The sequence below is a fragment of the Pseudoalteromonas sp. AWH4_217 genome (genome assembly GCF_056161105.1).
Window position 1 is genome coordinate 38,109 of record NZ_JBSWYM010000024.1, and the last position, 17,988, is coordinate 56,096.

At 49.8% G+C, this 17,988-nt stretch carries 15 protein-coding genes and 3 tRNA genes; 10 read left to right on the forward strand and 8 right to left on the reverse strand.

The features are described 5' to 3' along the window. Positions 1 to 142: 142 nt before the first annotated feature. Together ACXAH1_RS21795 and feoB are read left to right on the forward strand one after the other, a co-directional pair. Entirely contained in the window at positions 143 to 367 is a 225-nt protein-coding gene (locus ACXAH1_RS21795; RefSeq protein ID WP_475199608.1) for a FeoA family protein, read from the forward strand. 19 nt (positions 368 to 386) lie between these two features. Beyond that, positions 387 to 2,471, forward strand: a complete 2,085-nt coding sequence (gene feoB / locus ACXAH1_RS21800) for a ferrous iron transport protein B (RefSeq protein ID WP_475199611.1) — start codon at positions 387 to 389, stop codon at positions 2,469 to 2,471. Between the two features lie 37 nt (positions 2,472 to 2,508). On the opposite strand, the gene ACXAH1_RS21805 is transcribed toward feoB, so the two are convergent. Together ACXAH1_RS21805 and ACXAH1_RS21810 are read right to left on the reverse strand one after the other, a co-directional pair. Then, positions 2,509 to 2,805, reverse strand: coding sequence for a hypothetical protein (locus tag ACXAH1_RS21805; RefSeq protein WP_475199612.1), 297 nt, complete (start codon positions 2,803 to 2,805; stop codon positions 2,509 to 2,511). A 24-nt stretch (positions 2,806 to 2,829) separates the two neighbouring features. Further along, positions 2,830 to 3,201 carry a hypothetical protein gene (locus tag ACXAH1_RS21810; RefSeq protein ID WP_475199613.1) on the reverse strand — a complete coding sequence of 124 codons (372 nt, stop codon included), beginning with the start codon at positions 3,199 to 3,201 and terminating at the stop codon, positions 2,830 to 2,832. Positions 3,202 to 3,536: 335 nt separating this feature from the next. On the opposite strand from ACXAH1_RS21810, the gene ACXAH1_RS21815 reads away from it, so the two are divergent. Further along, the gene (locus ACXAH1_RS21815; RefSeq protein WP_475199615.1) at positions 3,537 to 4,472 is read left to right on the forward strand and encodes an acetoacetate decarboxylase family protein; all 936 of its coding nucleotides are present in this window, start codon (positions 3,537 to 3,539) and stop codon (positions 4,470 to 4,472) included. Positions 4,473 to 4,713: 241 nt separating this feature from the next. Here the strand turns inward: ACXAH1_RS21815 and ACXAH1_RS21820 are convergent, their stop codons facing one another. Genes ACXAH1_RS21820 through ACXAH1_RS21830 form a run of 3 tightly spaced genes read right to left on the reverse strand, consistent with a single transcriptional unit; the run spans position 4,714 to position 8,861 of the window. Then, positions 4,714 to 5,787 carry a lipocalin-like domain-containing protein gene (locus ACXAH1_RS21820; protein WP_475199616.1) on the reverse strand — a complete coding sequence of 358 codons (1,074 nt, stop codon included), beginning with the start codon at positions 5,785 to 5,787 and terminating at the stop codon, positions 4,714 to 4,716. A 10-nt stretch (positions 5,788 to 5,797) separates the two neighbouring features. Next, positions 5,798 to 8,212, reverse strand: a complete 2,415-nt coding sequence (locus tag ACXAH1_RS21825) for an ABC transporter permease (protein WP_475199618.1) — start codon at positions 8,210 to 8,212, stop codon at positions 5,798 to 5,800. Continuing rightward, positions 8,205 to 8,861, reverse strand: a complete 657-nt coding sequence (locus ACXAH1_RS21830; protein ID WP_475199621.1) for an ABC transporter ATP-binding protein — start codon at positions 8,859 to 8,861, stop codon at positions 8,205 to 8,207. Before ACXAH1_RS21830 ends, ACXAH1_RS21825 begins: the two co-directional genes overlap by 8 nt. 269 nt (positions 8,862 to 9,130) lie before the next feature. On the opposite strand from ACXAH1_RS21830, the gene ACXAH1_RS21835 reads away from it, so the two are divergent. The 7 genes from ACXAH1_RS21835 to ACXAH1_RS21865 are packed head-to-tail and all read left to right on the forward strand — an operon-like array spanning position 9,131 to position 17,543. Further along, positions 9,131 to 10,399 carry an efflux RND transporter periplasmic adaptor subunit gene (locus tag ACXAH1_RS21835; RefSeq protein WP_475199623.1) on the forward strand — a complete coding sequence of 423 codons (1,269 nt, stop codon included), beginning with the start codon at positions 9,131 to 9,133 and terminating at the stop codon, positions 10,397 to 10,399. 18 nt (positions 10,400 to 10,417) lie between these two features. After that, positions 10,418 to 11,113 (forward strand): ABC transporter ATP-binding protein, encoded by a 696-nt coding sequence (locus ACXAH1_RS21840; RefSeq protein WP_138552918.1) that lies wholly within the window; start codon positions 10,418 to 10,420, stop codon positions 11,111 to 11,113. A gap of 9 nt (positions 11,114 to 11,122) precedes the next feature. Further along, the gene (locus ACXAH1_RS21845; protein ID WP_475199625.1) at positions 11,123 to 12,484 is read left to right on the forward strand and encodes an ABC transporter permease; all 1,362 of its coding nucleotides are present in this window, start codon (positions 11,123 to 11,125) and stop codon (positions 12,482 to 12,484) included. A gap of 4 nt (positions 12,485 to 12,488) precedes the next feature. Continuing rightward, a complete protein-coding gene (locus ACXAH1_RS21850) occupies positions 12,489 to 13,706 on the forward strand; it encodes an ABC transporter permease (RefSeq protein WP_253049723.1) in 1,218 nt (405 codons plus the stop codon). A gap of 54 nt (positions 13,707 to 13,760) precedes the next feature. Then, on the forward strand, positions 13,761 to 15,092 hold the full coding sequence (locus tag ACXAH1_RS21855) for a sigma-54-dependent transcriptional regulator (protein ID WP_475199626.1): 1,332 nt from the start codon (positions 13,761 to 13,763) through the stop codon (positions 15,090 to 15,092). Continuing rightward, entirely contained in the window at positions 15,089 to 16,423 is a 1,335-nt protein-coding gene (locus ACXAH1_RS21860) for a sensor histidine kinase (protein ID WP_475199628.1), read from the forward strand. The genes ACXAH1_RS21855 and ACXAH1_RS21860 overlap by 4 nt, the downstream gene beginning before the upstream one ends. Positions 16,424 to 16,445: 22 nt before the next feature. After that, entirely contained in the window at positions 16,446 to 17,543 is a 1,098-nt protein-coding gene (locus tag ACXAH1_RS21865; protein WP_475199631.1) for a hypothetical protein, read from the forward strand. A 23-nt stretch (positions 17,544 to 17,566) separates the two neighbouring features. On the opposite strand, the gene ACXAH1_RS21870 is transcribed toward ACXAH1_RS21865, so the two are convergent. The 3 genes from ACXAH1_RS21870 to ACXAH1_RS21880 form a co-directional block, all read right to left on the reverse strand. Continuing rightward, positions 17,567 to 17,640 (reverse strand) — tRNA-Cys (locus ACXAH1_RS21870). A gap of 33 nt (positions 17,641 to 17,673) precedes the next feature. Further along, positions 17,674 to 17,749: transfer RNA gene (locus ACXAH1_RS21875), tRNA-Gly, on the reverse strand. Positions 17,750 to 17,897: 148 nt separating this feature from the next. Next, positions 17,898 to 17,984: transfer RNA gene (locus tag ACXAH1_RS21880), tRNA-Leu, on the reverse strand. Between the last annotated feature and the right edge of the window lie 4 nt (positions 17,985 to 17,988).

Sequence of the window (17,988 nt, forward strand, 5' to 3'; positions counted from 1 at the left end):
ACGTAACTATTTAAAAAATTTAGCTTTATTAATTACTTAATAGTGTCGAACTTTCGCCTCGTTTGCTTGTTTATGACAATTAAGTTGCGGTACCATAGCACCCTAATAATAAATAATTCTTATCAAGGTTTGCATTATCTCTATGACACTTGCAGATTTAAGACCAAATGACAAAGCAACCATTGCGGATATTGATCATCCGGATGCAGCCCTGATCAGCCGAGTGATGGCGCTGGGCCTGATCCCGGGTGAAGAGATCACAGTGCTCAATGTCGCTCCACTGGGTTGTCCTATTCAGACCAAAGTAGGTAACACCTATATCAGTATCCGCAAAACGGATGCACGCTTTATCCAACTGAACCGCTAATTTAAAGGAGTAAGGTCACGTGAGAATCGCCCTCGTTGGTAATCCCAACTGTGGTAAAACCACCCTATTTAACCGCCTTACCGGCGCCAGGCAAAAAGTGGGGAACTGGCCAGGCGTCACAGTTGAACGCAAAAGTGGCGAGCTGACATTACAAAGTCAGCAGGTTGAGCTCATTGACTTACCGGGCCTGTACAGTATGGCTCAGATTGATCCGGGCCAGGATGAACAGATTGCCATTGACTATATCCGCTCCCGGGACGCTAACCTGATAGTCAATGTTGTCGACTGTGCCAACCTCGAACGCAACCTGGTTCTGACTACCCAAATGCAGGAAACGGGAACGCCTGTGATTGTGGTTGCTAACATGACTGATGTCGCTCGCCAACAAGGTAAAGAGCTTGACTTTGCGTTATTGTCACAACGCCTGGGCGTACCCGTTATCGCTATGGTGGGCTCAACAGGCGAGGGAATGCAGGCACTGACCGATGCCTTAACTCACCACCTTGCATCAGATAAACCGGCAACAAGCAGGCAGCCAGTCGCCAACTCAGACAGCAACCGCGAAGACACTGTAAAACGGTATCAAAGCGTCAAAAAGCTCAGTAACGGCGTCAGTATCATGTCGCAGACGCGCTCTGATTTCACCACCCGGCTCGACAAACTGGTACTAAATCGTTGGCTGGGCGTCCCTATTTTCTTGTTTATGATGTACCTGATGTTCACCATTGCTGTCAACTTCGGGGCCGTCTTTATCGATTTTTTCGATATTCTGGTTGGTGCCATCTTTATCGACGGGACGAAACTGCTACTGACCAGCCTGGGGGCACCTGAGTGGCTTGGAGTGATCCTGGGTGACGGCTTTGGCGCCGGTTTACAACTGGTCGCGACCTTTATTCCTGTCATTGCAGTACTCTATTTCTGTTTGTCCACTCTTGAAGACAGTGGCTATCTGTCGCGTGCTGCTTTTGTTATTGACCGTCTGATGTCATCCATTGGTTTGCCGGGCAATGCGTTTGTGCCGCTGATTGTGGGCTTTGGTTGTAACGTCCCTGCCGTGATGAGCGCACGTACAATGAGCCGAGAGTCGGATCGCCTCCTGACGGTAATTATGGCCCCTTTTATGTCCTGTGGTGCCCGCTTAACCGTGTACGCTTTGTTTGCCGCGGCATTTTTCCCGGTCAATGGGGCCAATATTGTCTTTGCACTGTACTTGTTTGGCATTGTGGTTGCTGTGGGTTCTGGCTACCTGTTCAGAAAACGGGTGTTCAAACAGGAAAAAGTGCCCTCTTTTATTGAGATGCCCGCCTACCACCTGCCGGTATGGCGTAACCTGATGATGACCACCTGGCAGCGCTTACGGAGCTTTATTACCCGTGCCGGCAAAACCATAGTATTTGTCGTTGCGCTGCTGAGTATGATCAATTCTATCGGTACGGACGGCAGCTTTGGCCATGAAAACAGCGAAGCTTCTATGCTGTCTAAGGCCGCACAAGTGGTGACACCTGTGTTTGCACCTTTGGGTATAGAAGAAGACAACTGGCCTGCAACCGTTGGGATCGTGACAGGTCTGTTCGCCAAAGAGGCCATTGTCGGCACGATGGACGCCTTGTATGTCGGTGCACCGGAAGAACCACAAACATGGTCTCTTAGCAACTCTGCATACCAAGCGGCTATGACACTATGGGACAACTCGGTGGATTTGCTTCACAACCTTGGTGACCCATTAGGTCTGGGGGCCGTCGAAGAAGGCGGTGACGCTGGCAATGAGCTATTGACTGTCATGGCTGCTCAGTTCAATGGCCAGCTCGGTGCGTTTGCCTACCTGGTATTGATCCTGCTTTATACCCCCTGTGTTGCAGTACTGGGCGCCATTAAACGCGAGTCTGGCAGTCAGTGGATGTGGGTAGTCATTGGCTGGACAACCTCAATTGCCTATATACTGGCAACGCTTGTTTATCAGGTCGGTCAACTCAGCACAGCACCGGCATCGGCAGCCATGTGGATTGCGCTGATGCTTGGCGCCTTATTTGCCTGGTGGATCCTGCTCGGACGCCTGAGCCAGCGAGTCAGTGCCGTGCCAACTTACAAGATCGAATTGAACTAATTCCACATAAAAAATGGGAGCTGCCGGCTCCCATTTTTTATGCTGCTTTTTCTGGCTTGACTTTTACCAGCCCCATTCGGATAGCGGCGAAATAAAGACCTTCTGCGGCTAAAACAGTAGGTAACACCACCTTAATCCAATACCCATCAGAACCATAAAAATATATCAGGATGGTACTTATCACCGCCAGTATGATGCTCGCAACAATACCAGCACTCACCAGACTCAGAGAAATCGGAGCTTTACAGCTGCTGCATTTTAGCTTGAATGGATTCGGCGTATTCAATACCGACATAAAGGAGATATCGCTGTCACATTTACCACATTTACTCATATTATTACTCTTTGTGTTACGTTATTACTTGTCAAAATACTCTTTGACGTCGCTGGCATACAGTATCCACATTGCTGCTGCCGGATAGATAAACAAATCGACTAAATCCCAGACAGGTAAGGCGCCCTCTGTACCTAATAACAAGTCGGCACTCTGCACAAAAACACAGATCCACACGGTATAAAAAAAGAAATTACGCCCTCTGGGCTTTCTTTTCGCAATGTGCCACATTGCTACAAACTGGATAAATACCATGGTTAACCAGAACAACATCAGGACCACCGCCTCCGATGGCTGCTCTGATACCAGATAACCCAGCACAGAGACTGCTAAAGGCCAAAGCCCGTAGCTGATAAAACATACCAATACCGTGATCAACACCACAAATGGGATCATAAGTTACAATTACCTTCTTATCTCTTGGCTCGGATAGGAGCCGAATTGCGCTTGAAAGATGTTTAATTCAGGCATACATCCCTCTTAATTACGCACATTGCGATTTAATAATCAGCCTGCCCACAGAAATGGGGCTGCAGTTTACAGCATTGCGGATATGGAAAGAATAGCTGGTTTACACTCGTATACATTTGAGTCAGCCGTCTCTGAACAGCTCATTTCATTTACTTTTCATTGCGCCATGCTAACCTAGTCCCGCTTTTACACACTGCGTACCTAAATCAGTGTGTATCCGGCAAAATACCCTAAAGGAAAACCATAACTAAAAAGGATCTATGATGAAGATCAAATCCCTCTTGCTCGGCACTATAATATCGCTGAGCACTACAAGCTATGCCGTGGATCTGAGTGAATCTTATCCAATAACCGATACCACTTACCTCTCAGATGGCACGCCCGTCGATATGCCCTTTCATGTACAAGGTGAAGCCACCAGTGCTGTCGTTGGATTGATTGATGCGAATATTGCACAGTTCTTTTTATGGAACTGGCAATGGGAGCCGGTCCGGCTGCATTGTGAAGGCACTGCATCACAAGGCATTGGCGCGCTGTATACGCAAAAAATTACCGCCAGCCCGGCGGGTGCCTATAATGAAACTATTTCTAGCTTTTATGTTAAACGTCGCGGTAGTGTCGACCCCATTTTGCCCTGCCCGGGTGATATGACCGACCCAAGTGCTCAACTGGATTTTACCGGTAAAGTACTGGCGGCACTGGCAGCGGCGAATGCTGAACAGCAAGCTGCTGGAAAACCGCATAATTATGCACTATATAACCAGCACCTGATGCTTGATAACCCAGTAGCAATCAGAGCTGGCCGCGAGATCTGGGGCTACCCCAAACAAGCAGCCGATGTGTCGATTACCATCACGCCACGCCAGCATACGTTAACCCTGAATAACCAATATACAGGACAGCCCATGCTGGATGTGTCCTACACCCGTCAGATTGGCGTCAACCTGCCACTGCATTCTGTTGGTGATAACGTGCTTCCTGACTACCTGTTACCCGATTACAGTAAAGTACCGCAATTGAGTGGTGTACTATCAAGTGACAGTGGCTGGATGATGCCATTTGTGGGGGAGTTTACGATTCATTCACGAGCCAGCCTGACAACTTTCTTCCTGGCCGAAAGTGATTTCACGCCTGTCGCTGTTCTGGAGTTCCCTGACGTCTCAGGAGTCGCCATGCCCCTGTATAATCGGGAGTAACACCTAAGCACCGACAGTGTATGCCTGCCCGCATAACCCATTACTCATTATTTTTTGTGGCAGGCCCCACCAGGGTTGTTTGAATTAAATGCTGGCACTTGGTACACCTGTGCCCCTTTATCATTACAGCCCTGATAACAAGGTTGTCAGCCAACTCAGTCCGAAAAGCCATAAGACAGTTTTATATAGCAACATCTTATAAAGACAATTGCACAATTCTGCCTCCTTGACCCGGGAATACTCAATACCCAAACAACTCACCATACCCTTGCCCGGAAAACCCACCCCGGCTGCGTATTCGGCCTTCCCAGTAAGGCACGCTCAAAGTATTCAAAGAGTCTGATTGCAGCGCATCAATGATCACCGCTTCTTTGCCCGGTAACTGCAATTGCCAGCTAACAGGGTGTGTCACGTCGTGCGTTTTCGCTCTGTCCAGCACTGTCAGAGTGACTTGCTCGTCGGGATAAGCCGTAACCTCTCCGGAAGATGATATCTCTGAGGCACTGCAATAAGCATAAGCGTGCTCTTCATCTCGAGTGCAGAATGCCATCAGCGCACCTTGACCAGGCTCCGTGCTTTGTAAACTAAACCAGTCCCAGCCTCCGTGCTGACTGTCAATCAGGCCCGAAGACCATTCTCTGTCCAGCCAGGCCTGACCTGTGACCTCATAATGTGTGCCCGCATAGGTCAACGTACCCGCCACCTGTAAAAAGGGGTAACTGTAATAAAAGGAGGCATGACCCTGTTGTGTTTTCTGGCTGTATCCCTGCTCGCCATGCAACACCTGCGGGCTGTTTGCCAGTGTAATATCCAGGCCATAACCTGATTCCCGGGTTTGTAATCGCAAAGGTAAGAATGAACTCTCCCGACTTGCCAGTTGCCAGTTATCCAGCCGGGCAATAAAAGGACTGGCCTGGATCTCGACCTGCCCAGCTCTGCCATAACGCTCAAAGGCATGATGGGTGCGGCCGTCCTGCAGGGCAAAATGCGCAAAGTACAGCTGGCCGTCCCACCAGGGCGACCCCTGAAAAGCAGAAAACCCCGGGTCAAGCACCCGGAACAAGGTCCACTGCATACCAAACTGAGTGCCATCCTGTGCGCTCAGATTGCCCGTCACGTACCACCATTCCACCCCCTGTTCAGGGTGCGCACCATGATCGCGGGGAAACACCAGAGAGTGCTCAGCACTTACCTGCTCACCGAGTTCCTGGCCAAGGACAGCCATCGCTGCATTATTCTTTTTAGCTTCAGGTGCGCCGGGCTGGCATCCCGTTAAAACTAATATAATGAGTAAAATTAAACCGATAAACTGCATTCGTTACTCCTTATAACTGCGCCACATTGTCGGCTACATTGCGCCTGATCAGTCTCAACAACGGGATGGCACTGACCACCAGCGCCAGTAACAGTATCACAGCACAGAACCCCAAAATGTCGCCCCAACTGAGCACCATGGCCATACTCCAGCCAAAGGCGATGGGCATCACATATTCTAACAATACCCAGCCCAACAGAATGCCCAGGGGCACGGCCAGAAACAACGTCATACCGAGAATAAGCGCAGCCTGACATAACTTGAGAGCAAATAATTGCCATTGGGTCACGCCCAACGTTTGTAGCACCGCCATAGGGTGTAATTGCTGCCGCCCAAGAGTGAGAAAGCTCACCCAGACACCGAATAAAGCAATGAGCATAATGCACAAGTTCAGTGCATGGGTAACCAGAAAAGTTTGGCTAAATAATTGTTTTGCGAAGCGCTTAAACACCCGGTTGTGAATTAACTGGTGTCCGGCCAGTGACCAACGCTGACTAATGACATCAGCAATCCGCTCTGAGTTAACTCCATCTTTTAGCGTCAACATAAAGCCAACTGCCTCATACAAAAAAGCCTGTTGTACTATGACCGACGAGCTTACAACCAGATTAATACCGGGCTCACCATAATCATAAAACACACCTCTAACCTTGCAATGAAATGCACGTAGGCCCTGCTTTACCTCCAATATACTGCCCACTTTCAAAGCATGCCGTCTCATACCGGGTTCATTGATAAGACAGGATATATGCTGGCTTGTATTGGCCAGATGTGCCGCTTCTAGTGGTCGTTTGTTTAACAGGGTCAGATGCTGGTGATAAGTATGATCTTCACCAAAGCTCATGATAGTTGCGGGGATTACGTCGTTTCCCAGTGTGAATTCGCTTTGTGCTGACCAGTACACACCAACCTGCTCAACTTCGCTCATTTCAGCCAGTGCCTGACGCATTTGGGAAGTCGGCTCATCGGGCCGGACATACAGATCGGCATTGAGGCGAGTTTGCAAATGTGCATCCAATGCACTGCTAAAACTCCCTACCATCACCTGCATACCTATGGCTGCGCCCATCGCCATCAAAATCGCGAGTACAGAGCTCAATAAAGCGGGTAACTGGGTCAGGCTGTCAGCTCTGAGCCAGCCGAGCAAAGGGGAGCGGGTTGGCCAGCGAACACGGAACACCTGGCCCACCAGCACAGGAGTGAGCGCAAAAAATAACAGCAGTACACAAACACACAAAAGTAGCGCTTGCCATTTAGTCTGTGCAAAATGCATCAATAGCAGACCACCAAGACACGCCATGAAAAACAGGCCAGGTGCCAGCCATCTGGAAAGCTGGTGTGCCAGCGGACTTTGTAACATAACAAACCCGGCCAAAATAGCCAGGTTGAGTAAACTCCCCACGAGCACCAGCCAGACATTGAACTGCACCGTCAGTGCGCGGTCAAGTTGATAAAAGCTCCCTAACACAGTGCTGATGTCACCCATCATCGCATTGGCCATCACGACACCAATCAGGTTGCCCAGTGTTGCCGCCACAATGCTCAGTACAGAAACCTCCAGACACAATGCCTTCAGTAATTGACCCTGACGGCAGCCCAGCGTGGCCATCTGTTGTTGTAGTGATAAGCGACTCTGATAGGCAAGTTTGATGGCATTGAGGCTTAAAAAGGCCCCCACCACATAACCCAGTAAGGCCAGTGCCTGAAGATTAAAGAAAAAGGCCCCCGATAGTGCATCGAAGGTTTGTGCCTGGGCAGACTCCAGTCTGGCTTCAGCGCCAAGTAGCGTAATCAGGCGTTGTGACTGAGACTCACTCAGACCGGATACTTCAAAGTAGCTACTCTGTCCACCCGCCTGCAACAGTCTATCCGCCAAACTGATGTCCATCAGGGCATAATGGCCCGTCCCATCTAACAGGCTGGTCGGGTAGCTCGTTCCATCAATGTGCAGCACAGATCCATCCAGTTTCATCCGGGCACTTAACTGAGGTGACAAAAACACAGTATCAAACAGCTTAGTTCGTGTTGCTTGCGCAGCCGACTCATCTGTTGCTGGTTCTGAAGCACCTGCGGTTTGCCATTGCAGCAGATTAACACCCCGAACAGCCAGTGTCTGGCCTTCATCAGTTCTTAACCGCCCTTCGAGCACCGGCTGGACCTGCTTAAATCCGGCTGCATTAAGTCGTTGCCATAACGAAAAAGCCAGACCATTCTCCCCTAATGGTGGGCGGATAAAATGACTTACCGGTTGTGACAACAGCGCTGTGCTGGTGGTGTAACGCTGCGATGCTTCCTGATTCAAGCCCAGTGTTGCACTGAGCAAGGCGCTGCCCAAACTCAAACCCACCAGAAACAATACCAGCAGACCTTTATGGCGCCGATAGAACTGGCCATAGGTGACTAAGATCAGGCTCAACTCATTCATGTATACGCCCATCACGTAACTCCACCAGCCGTGGCAATTGCGCTGCAAGTGCGCGACTGTGCGTCACCATAATCAGATTGACATGCTGCTCCTTACACAGCGCCATCAGCAACTCCAGTACTTCCTGACTTCGCACACTATCCAGGTTGCCGGTGGGTTCGTCCGCCAGTAGCATGCGAGGTTGATTGAGCAGTGCTCTGGCGATCCCTACGCGCTGTTGCTCCCCGCCACTTAATTGCGATGGATATGCGTCGAGCTTAGCTGCTATCCCCAGTCTTTCTGCCATAGCCATAATGTCGCCATGGCTGACTGAGCGACCATTCAAACGTGCCTGGAAAGCCATATTATCAGCAACCGTGAGCGGGCTGAGTAACTGATAGTGCTGAAAGATCATGCCAATTGTACGACGGTATAATGCCAACTCAGTGGTGTTGTAATGACTGATCTTCCGCTCATTGATCAACACAGAACCGGCATCTGGTGTCAACAAGCCTGCCAGAATATTGAGGAGTGTTGTTTTACCAGAACCACTCTCACCCGTTAACGCGACTTGCTCACCGGCTGCCACCGACCAGCTTAAGCCATCCAACACATGTCTGTACCCGATACCATCCGGGCGCTTAAAGGTGACTTCATCAAGTTGGATCATCGTATCTCCATTACCACTTAATTAACAGCAGCTTAGCTTATGTCTCTATGGTACAGGAACAACCCAGCAATGCTAGTGTATTCTGTCAGCTCCCCACTTTGCACCTGTCCGGACACCCATCCACTGTCCGCGTACTGTCCGCTGTCCGTCCGCTGCGATAACAACACAACAGAGAAAAACAAAATAAACCTCTAATTTCATAAACTTAAGATTTGGCATTGATTTTGTAACTAGAGGAGTAATCCAGAAAACAAGGAGCCGTACCCGGCATGATCCGAGATACCAGACAACAAGACAAAGTGATCCAGCAAACACGCAGACTGCCCCGCTGGTGGCTGGCGATGGCAACGGCCATCGGGCTAATAGGGGCTGCAACAGCTTCCTACAACAGTTTCGACCAACTACTCAACGCTGATCAGGTGGTGTCGTTACAAACCTTACGAACAGCCACCGTAGTAAGAGGCGATATGGTCCAGGATCTGCGTGTGGAAGGGCGTACCATGGCGGCAGATAGTCCCTCTATGTACGCCATTGCGGCCGGCACTGTTACTTTGTTTGTCAAAGCTGGCGATGAAATTAAGGCCGGGCAAGCATTGCTGACCATCGACAGTCCGGAACTACGTAACCAGCTACTTCAGGAAGAAGCCACCCTGGCACGCCTGGAGATGGAAGTGAGCCGCCAGAAAATCGCCATCAAACAACAGCAACTGGACAACACGCAACAAATGGAGCTGGCCAAAGTAGAGCTCGAGGCCGCACAAAGTGAAATGGCCAGAGCCCGCACCAGTATCGAAAAACAGATCATCTCTAAAGAAGAATTGGAGCAAACTCAGGTTGCTCTGAAACGTGCAGAGCTGAATGAACGCCATGCCATTGCCAGCCTGCAACTGGCGCAAGAGCGACTCAGCTTTGAGCTAAAAAGTAGCGAACTCAATCTCACTCGTCAGCGCCACCTGACACAAGAACTGCGCCGCCAGGTCGAAGCGCTGACTTTACATTCACCTTTGTCCGGTATTGTCGGCACACTGAATGTTCAGCAGAAGCAACATGTGCAGCGAGACACGCAATTGATGTCACTGGTTAACCTCAACGAGCTGGAGGTCGAAGCCTATATCCCTGAAAACCTCGCAGATGAGCTAGGCATAGGTTTGCGAGCAAATGTACAAATTAACAATGAACACTACAGTGCGACTTTAGTGGCTATTTCTCCCGAAGTTGAGCAGGGCCAGGTTCGTGGTCGGATCCGCTTTACCGAGCAGCCCGGAAATTTACGCCAGAATCAACGCGTCAATGCTCAGATCATTATCGCGCAAAAACAGAATGTACTTAAGGTTGAACGCGGCGCCTTTGTCGAAACCGGCGCATCACGCACCGCCTACAAAATTGAACAAAACTCCGCATTCAGAACCCCTATTTCACTGGGTGTCAAAAGTGTCAGAGAAGTAGAGATTACCCAGGGGCTGCAACCTGGTGATACAATCATTATCTCAAGTCTGGCTGCTTTCGGACAATCACAACAAGTGATCCTCAGCGAATAATAATAAAGGAACATACCCATGTTACGCATGAAGAACATCAGTAAAATATATCGCACTGAGCTGGTCGAGACACACGCACTGTCAGACGTTAATTTCACCGTAGAAGAAGGCGAATTTATTGCCGTGACAGGCCCGTCTGGCTCAGGTAAAACGACCTTTTTGAATATTACCGGGCTGCTTGAAAGCTTCGAACAAGGCAGCTATGAACTGGACGGAGAAGATGTCAGTACATTAGGTGATAAACAGCTGTCTCGTTTGCGCAATGAGAAGATTGGCTTTATTTTCCAGGGATTTAATCTGATCAGCGACCTAAATCTTTACGACAACATCGAAGTGCCGCTGATTTTCCGGGGCTTATCCGCTCAGGCGCGTAAAAAACGTATTGAAGACAGCCTTGAACTAGTCGGCCTTGGCGGCCGCGCCAGCCACTTTCCCGCACAGTTAAGTGGTGGTCAGCAGCAACGGGTCGCCATTGCCAGGGCACTGGCGGGCCAGCCGCGTTTTCTGCTCGCCGATGAACCCACCGGCAACCTGGACACTATGATGGCAAGACAGGTTATGGACCTGCTGGAGGAGATTAATCGTCAGGGCACCACCTTACTCATGGTGACCCATGATAATGAGCTGGCACAGCGTGCCCATCGAAATATTCAGATCCTCGATGGTCAACTGCGCGACATCAATAAAAATGAACTGGTTGAGCTGATCTCTTAGGTGACTGCAATGAAGGATTTAGTGCAACTGGCCTGGCGTGGTCTGAAACAAAAACGCAAACTGACCTTGCTGATGGTTCTTAATCTGGCCATTGGCATTACGCTGCTGTTAACTATGGGCACCATAGTAACTCGCAGCGGACATTCCCCCATAGACGAACGTGCCGACCGCATTTACCACGTGAGCTTAAACTTTATGGATCCGGACTATGAGAATCGCTCGCCCTTTAGCGTGCCACCGCTGACCTACACAGATGCACAGTCACTTTATGCCGACTGGGCAAGTCACAGCAGCGTGAGCCTGTCTTTAAATTACACCACGTCGTTCGTCATTGACTTGCCTGATCGCAGCGTCAGACCCGTCACAGCAGAAGCTTCGGCGGCCGATACGCGCTACTTTGACTTACTTCAGGTCCCTTTTATCTATGGCGCTCCCTGGCGCGCAGACATGGATAACACAGCCGTCATTGTATTGGATAAAAAAGCCAACGATCTATTGTTCGGCGGTGAAAACTCGGTCGGTCAGCAGGTTGTGATCAACAACCGCCAGCTTGAGGTAGTGGGTGTAATGGATATGTCGGCCTATTTGCGTCGCTTTCAGAACATGCGTTTTCGTGGCCGGGTCAATGATATGGCCGTTGTACCGTTAGGGTATGCACATGCAAATAATATTGCCCGTACCGGCTATATGCCATGTCGTACCAAAGACGAGCCACTGCGAAACAGCTATCGTCGTGACGATGTACAGGGATTAAAAAGTGCCGAGTGTGGATATCTGCATGCCTGGGCAGAATTTGCCCCTCATAACCAGGAACAAAGCCACGCAGAGCTCACCCTTTGGCTACGTAACTATGCAGAACAACAGGTTGCTCTGGGGCGCTTTGGTCACGCCGAGCCATTCTATCTGGGTCAACTTGCGACTCTGAACGACAGGATGAGTGACAATCTTTACTGGGAGCAGATCTACCTTAAGTTTGCCTATTTGCTGTTTGCGATTTGTCTTATCAACACCATAGGGATCTTGCTGGCAAAAAACCAAAGTCGCGCCAGGCTGGTCTCTTTGTATCGGGCACTTGGGGCTAACAAACTATATATTCTGAAGATCCAACTTCTGGAGCTGAGTATGCTCAGCGGTGCTGCTATTGTGCTGGGAATACTGCTAGCACAATTTGGACTGGTTGCCATGTTTCATCTGGCGCTGTATCAGGCGGACTACCTGGCCGATGCTGAGCAAGTGCGCCGCATGTACAGCATGGATATTCCGTTTGCGTTGCAAGCCGCCATGGGTATTTTTATCGCGATATTTACCGCCGGGCTCTACCCCATCATCAAAGCCAGTCGCACTGCACCCGCAGCTCAGCTAAGAGGATAAGACGATGTCATTGAAACATATACTTAAAATTATTGTTAAGCACCGAAATATCTCACTGATGATCCTGATCCAGATAGCCATTGCGGTGACAATAGTAGGCAATGCGAGCTTCATCAGTTATGGGACGCTCAAAAACTGGCTGATACCGTCTCACCTGGACGAGTATGAGATACTCAACGTCTACACTAAAGTGTTTGACAACCAGGTTGATAAATCAGCCCTGATCCAGCGGGATTTAAGCAACCTCAGTGCATTACCAGAGGTAACTCAGGTAACTTATGCCAGCAATGAACTGGTGCTGGCCACAGTCTCGGGCAGTAATCAGGTTTACAAAACCACCGACCAGGAGGAAGCTGGTATTGAAAATGCGCAGTTTGACATTACCTCTGAAGGTGTTGCCACTCTGGGCCTGACTATCACACAAGGACGGGACTTCTATCCTAATGAGTTTGTCTTTGCGGGTTCAGATCAGAGCCGGTTTGCCAGTGTCGCCATGATCAGCGAAGCCCTTGCGAAGTCACTTTTTGGTGAACAAAGTGCGCTGGGACAAACCGTGTATTTACAACGCGCGCGTCTGCCTTATCGAGTCGTCGGGGTCTATGCGAATAAAATGCTCGGCGAAAGTGCGGTCTATGAGCAACACTGGTATCACTCGACGATTGTCCCTCAGGCGCATTTTGGCAACACAGACATCAACTATTTATTGAGAGTCAAAAAAGGCACCGCAGAAGCCATTTTAAAAGACGTTGAAGACACACTGTACCAACAAGGTGGGCGCATAGTAGAACGAGTAGAATTTGCTGCCCGTGCAAAAAAGCGGTTATGGGATGGCCGCAGTACCTTCGCCTTTATCATGATTGGGATCAGTGTGATCGCTGTGGCGGTCACCACATTTGGGATCATTGGCCTGGTCTCATTTTCTGTCTCTATCCGCAAAAAAGACATTGGTATTTTGCGCGCTCTGGGTGCCAGCCAGAGCACCGTGCTTAAAACGCTGTTGATCGAAAACGCATTGCTGGCCATGGCGGGTATCCTGCTTGGCAGTTTTGCGGCCTTATGGCTGAACAATTATTTTGTGACTCATTTACGAGCACAAGGCCTGGTAGAACCCTGGCTGGCTGTCTTGGTTGCCATCTCTGTCTGGTTGCTCAGTGCGGTGGCAGTCTATATTCCTGTTCGTAAAGCCGCTAAGATAGCGCCTGCAAGAGTCACAAAAACCTGAACCAAGGGCTGAAAAGCCCTTGATACTGATAAAATAATAACGATAAATAACGCCATGCAACACAAAATTCTGGTGATTGATGACAATACTGATGTTATCAAAGCGCTTAAAATTCTTTTTTTAATTAACGATATCGACTGCGAAGGTGCGAGTTCGCCAGAGCAGGGATTAGCCATGCTGCAGTCACAGGATTACGATCTGGTGATCCAGGATATGAACTTCACCCATGACACGACTTCAGGTGAAGAAGGTAAAACCCTTTATCATCAGATCCGGGCACTCAATCCGGATCTGCCAATTATCCTGCTAACCGCCTGGGCCCAGCTGGAAATGGCCGTAGAACTCATTAAACATGGGGCTGCTGATTATATTGCTAAACCCTGGCAGGATGACAAGCTCCTCAGCTCGGTGAACAACTTGCTGGAAATGTATCAGCTCCAGCAAGCTCAAACCCGCAGTAAAAAACAGTTTAAGGTCAGACAGGAGCAGCTTCGCCAGGATTACGACCTCTGTGGATTGATCTTCGCCGATCAGGCCATGTTGTCTTTGCTTGAAACTGCAACACAAGTGGCACATTCCGATGCTCAGGTTTTGATCACAGGTCCTAATGGGGCTGGCAAGGAAAAAATCGCTGAGCTATTGGTGGCCAACAGCGCCTATCGGGATAGACCATTTATTCGGGTCAATGCCGGTGCCCTGCCCGCAGATCTGATCGAAGCTGAGTTGTTTGGCGTGGTCAGCGGTGCATACACTGGCGCAACAAAAAGCCGCGAAGGCCGCTTTAGTGCTGCGGATGGCGGAACTTTATTCCTTGACGAGATTGGTAACCTGCCACTTTCCGGACAACAAAAATTACTCAGAGTACTGCAAACTGGCGAGTTTGAAGCCGTTGGCAGTAGCACCACGCAAAAAGTGAAAGTCAGGGTGATCAGTGCGACCAATGCGAATCTGAATGAGGCCATCGCCCGTGGAGAATTCAGACAAGATCTCTACTACCGCCTGAATATGATTGAACTGCGGCTTCCTCCCCTCGCTGAGCGACCCGATGATATTGTTCCGCTCGCTATGCATTTCCTCAGCAGCCACAAATCGCTGAGTGAAGGCGCGCAACGTTTGCTGAAGCGATATGCCTGGCCGGGCAATGTGCGAGAGCTGCAAAATGTGATAGGACGGGCCGAGCTGCTCGCTGCCGGAGAGCGCATTGAAGCGACGGACCTGGGCCTGAATGCATCGGCATCTACGCTGACAAGCCATGAATTTACTATTGAGGATATTACCCAGGCCCTCGATAAACACCAGGGTAATGTAACGCATGCGGCCAAGAGCCTTGGCTTAAGTCGCCAGGCTATGTACCGTCGTATGGACAAGTTTGGAATTAAGCGATGAACGTGCGCCTGCACTGGTCTTTCGCGGGCCAGATCCTGTTAAGTAGTACTTTAGTGCTTGCTTGCGCACTGATAGCGCTGGCGATAGCTTTACACCACCAAATCCCCGTGATCATTGCCAGTTGTTCGATTCTGCTCATCTCCTTACTGACTTTACTCGCACTACTGAGCCGTTTAACAGCCCGCCGTCAGCGGGTACTGGCGACTTTAGAAGATGGCATTAAGAGTATCAAAGATGGTGACCTGTCACTGCGGATTTCACCAACATCCGATCCTGAGTTAACCAGCCTGATTGAGCTGTACAACCAGTTGACAACCAACCTGAAGCAGCAGAAACAAAAGCTCAATCAAAAAGAGTTGGTGCTGGATAGCATAGTTCAGGCTTCACCGATGGCGACACTGTTACTCGATAAACACCGCCACATTGTTTACCACAATGCTGCCGCGCGCCAGTTGCTAAACAAACAAGCTGGCGCACTCACAGGCAGCACATTCGAAACGGCCAGTGATGCTTTACCCGCACCACTGGCTCAGGCACTCAGCCTGGGTTACACAGGTATGTTAAGCTTTGAGCAACAAGAGCAAAAGCACACTTTTTATCTTGGCATCGAACAGGTTACTTTAAATTATCAGCCCCATACGCTGGTGATCTGTAAAAACGTCTCGGCAGAGCAAAATCGTGAAGAGATCATGCTGTGGAAAAATGCCATTCGTCTGATAAGCCACGAGCTAAACAATTCTTTGGCACCCATTCAGTCACTGACCAGCTCGGCACAGACTATGCTGAACCAGCAAAAACACCTTGAGCTGCTGCCAGACATGCTGGACACCATTTCACAGCGAGCGCATAATCTGAGCGAGTTTATCCAGCGCTATGCAGAGTATGCACGTTTACCGGCCCCTAGCAGCGCAACGCACGCTATCGCACCGCTTCTGGATAGATTGCAGACCTTTTACCCTTTTACACTACTGGGCACAGTCCCCGATTACAGCGGCGACTTCGATCTTGCTCAGGTAGAGCAGGTGTTGCTTAATTTGCTCAAAAATGCCCACGAATCAGGCAGTGATAAAAGCGAAATTTCGGTGCAGGTGGTTCGGGATCAAAGCAGGCTTCGCTTTGCCATCGTTGACCGCGGATGTGGGATCCAGCCGGGTAATTTACATCAGGCACTGCAGCCATTTTACTCGACTAAATCTCAGGGTACTGGGCTCGGATTGAGCCTGTGTCATGACATCATCACAGCACATCAGGGCCAGTTGAGGCTCCGCAACCGCGAAAAGGGTGGCCTGATGGTAGAATTCGACTTACCTTTGGGAGAGAATGGACAGTAACCTACATTCACAAGGATCGACTGTGCATTCACCTTTGCTTTGGGCTCTGCTATCTGGCACCCTAGTTTTAACGGGCTGTAAAACGCTTCCACAGCCACCCGAAAAGCACCGGGAGACACACCTGCCCTGCTGGATTCAGTCGCCAAAACAAGCCGAACAACTTGGCTTCATTGGCACAGCGGCCCCATTCAGCGCCATTCCCAATGGTTCTGAGTTGGCCAGTCGGACCCGTGCTCTCAAAAAGCTGGCGGCCTATCATGCTATTCAGTTGCAACGCAGCGATCTACAAGGTGTGACACCGGATGAATCCACACAGGTGTTATCTTCCGGTCATACCGTCTATTACTCAGCGCCCTTCAATACCCAAGATACCCAATACAGCTATGTCAGCTTCATGCCACTTAAAGAAAGTGCCAACTGCCCTGTACGTGACTGTGACTTTGCGCTTTGCCAGCCTGCCTGGCTTTGTGAAAATGAACAGCGCAATCAGGTGCTGGGAGTGAGTTATTACACGGCATCGCCCCATCAACAGATCTCAGTCAGTGAGCACAATGCCAAAGCAGTAGCGAGCTTTTTGTTGCAGGCCAGGGTAAATGCGACGGAATACCTTCAAGAGCGCGCAATCAGTCGCGATGGTACTTTGCAGCATGAAATAGACTTTAATCGCAATGGTAAAGTAACGGCACAAGGTGTACCCACTCGGCTGGCACTGCACCAAAGCTGTCAGTATGGCTCCACGCTAATCGGTCTGTATAAGCCAGATGTTCTGGAGGCTATAAGTACACCGACAGTAAGCGCCATGGCTGACATGAAGCGCAGTGGACACCTGGTTTTAGGCGCGTTTGGTGAAGATGGTACTATGACCTCAGATAACCTGCTCAGCACTGCCATCAAGCTTGCTATTCAGGATGCCCTGACAGAGATTGCCAAGAACAAAGGGATCACCGTAGATGCGCAGGTAGAAGTAAAACACCACCAGGGGCAATACCTGCTCACCAGCAGCGAATTTACCATCAATGAAAGTGTCAGCGGTGAGTTAGTAGACCTGAGAATTCAATATAAAAATGATATACCCGTGATTTACGTGTGGTTACTGGAAAAAACTGGGGAAAGAATTTAAAAAAAGATAAATGGAAAAGAAAATGGAGGCGGAACCCGGAGTCGAACCGAGGTAGACGGATTTGCAATCCGCTGCATGGCCACTCTGCCATTCCGCCACATTGTGTTGATACTTAATGTATCAGAGAGATTGGAGCGAGTAACGAGGTTCGAACTCGTGACCTCAACCTTGGCAAGGTTGCGCTCTACCAGCTGAGCTATACTCGCACTCCAGAAGCTTTTTAACTTAGTTGGATATGTAAGAAGCAAGGTTGCGTCTTTTCATTCATCCAGCTGAGCTATACTCGCGTTCCATATTGTTGCTACTCTAACTTAATCTTACTGTCATATCAAGCGATTAAGCTGTCTGTGACAGTGGTGCCCGGGGCCGGACTTGAACCGGCACGCTGTTACCAGCGAGGGATTTTAAATCCCTTGTGTCTACCAATTCCACCACCCGGGCATCG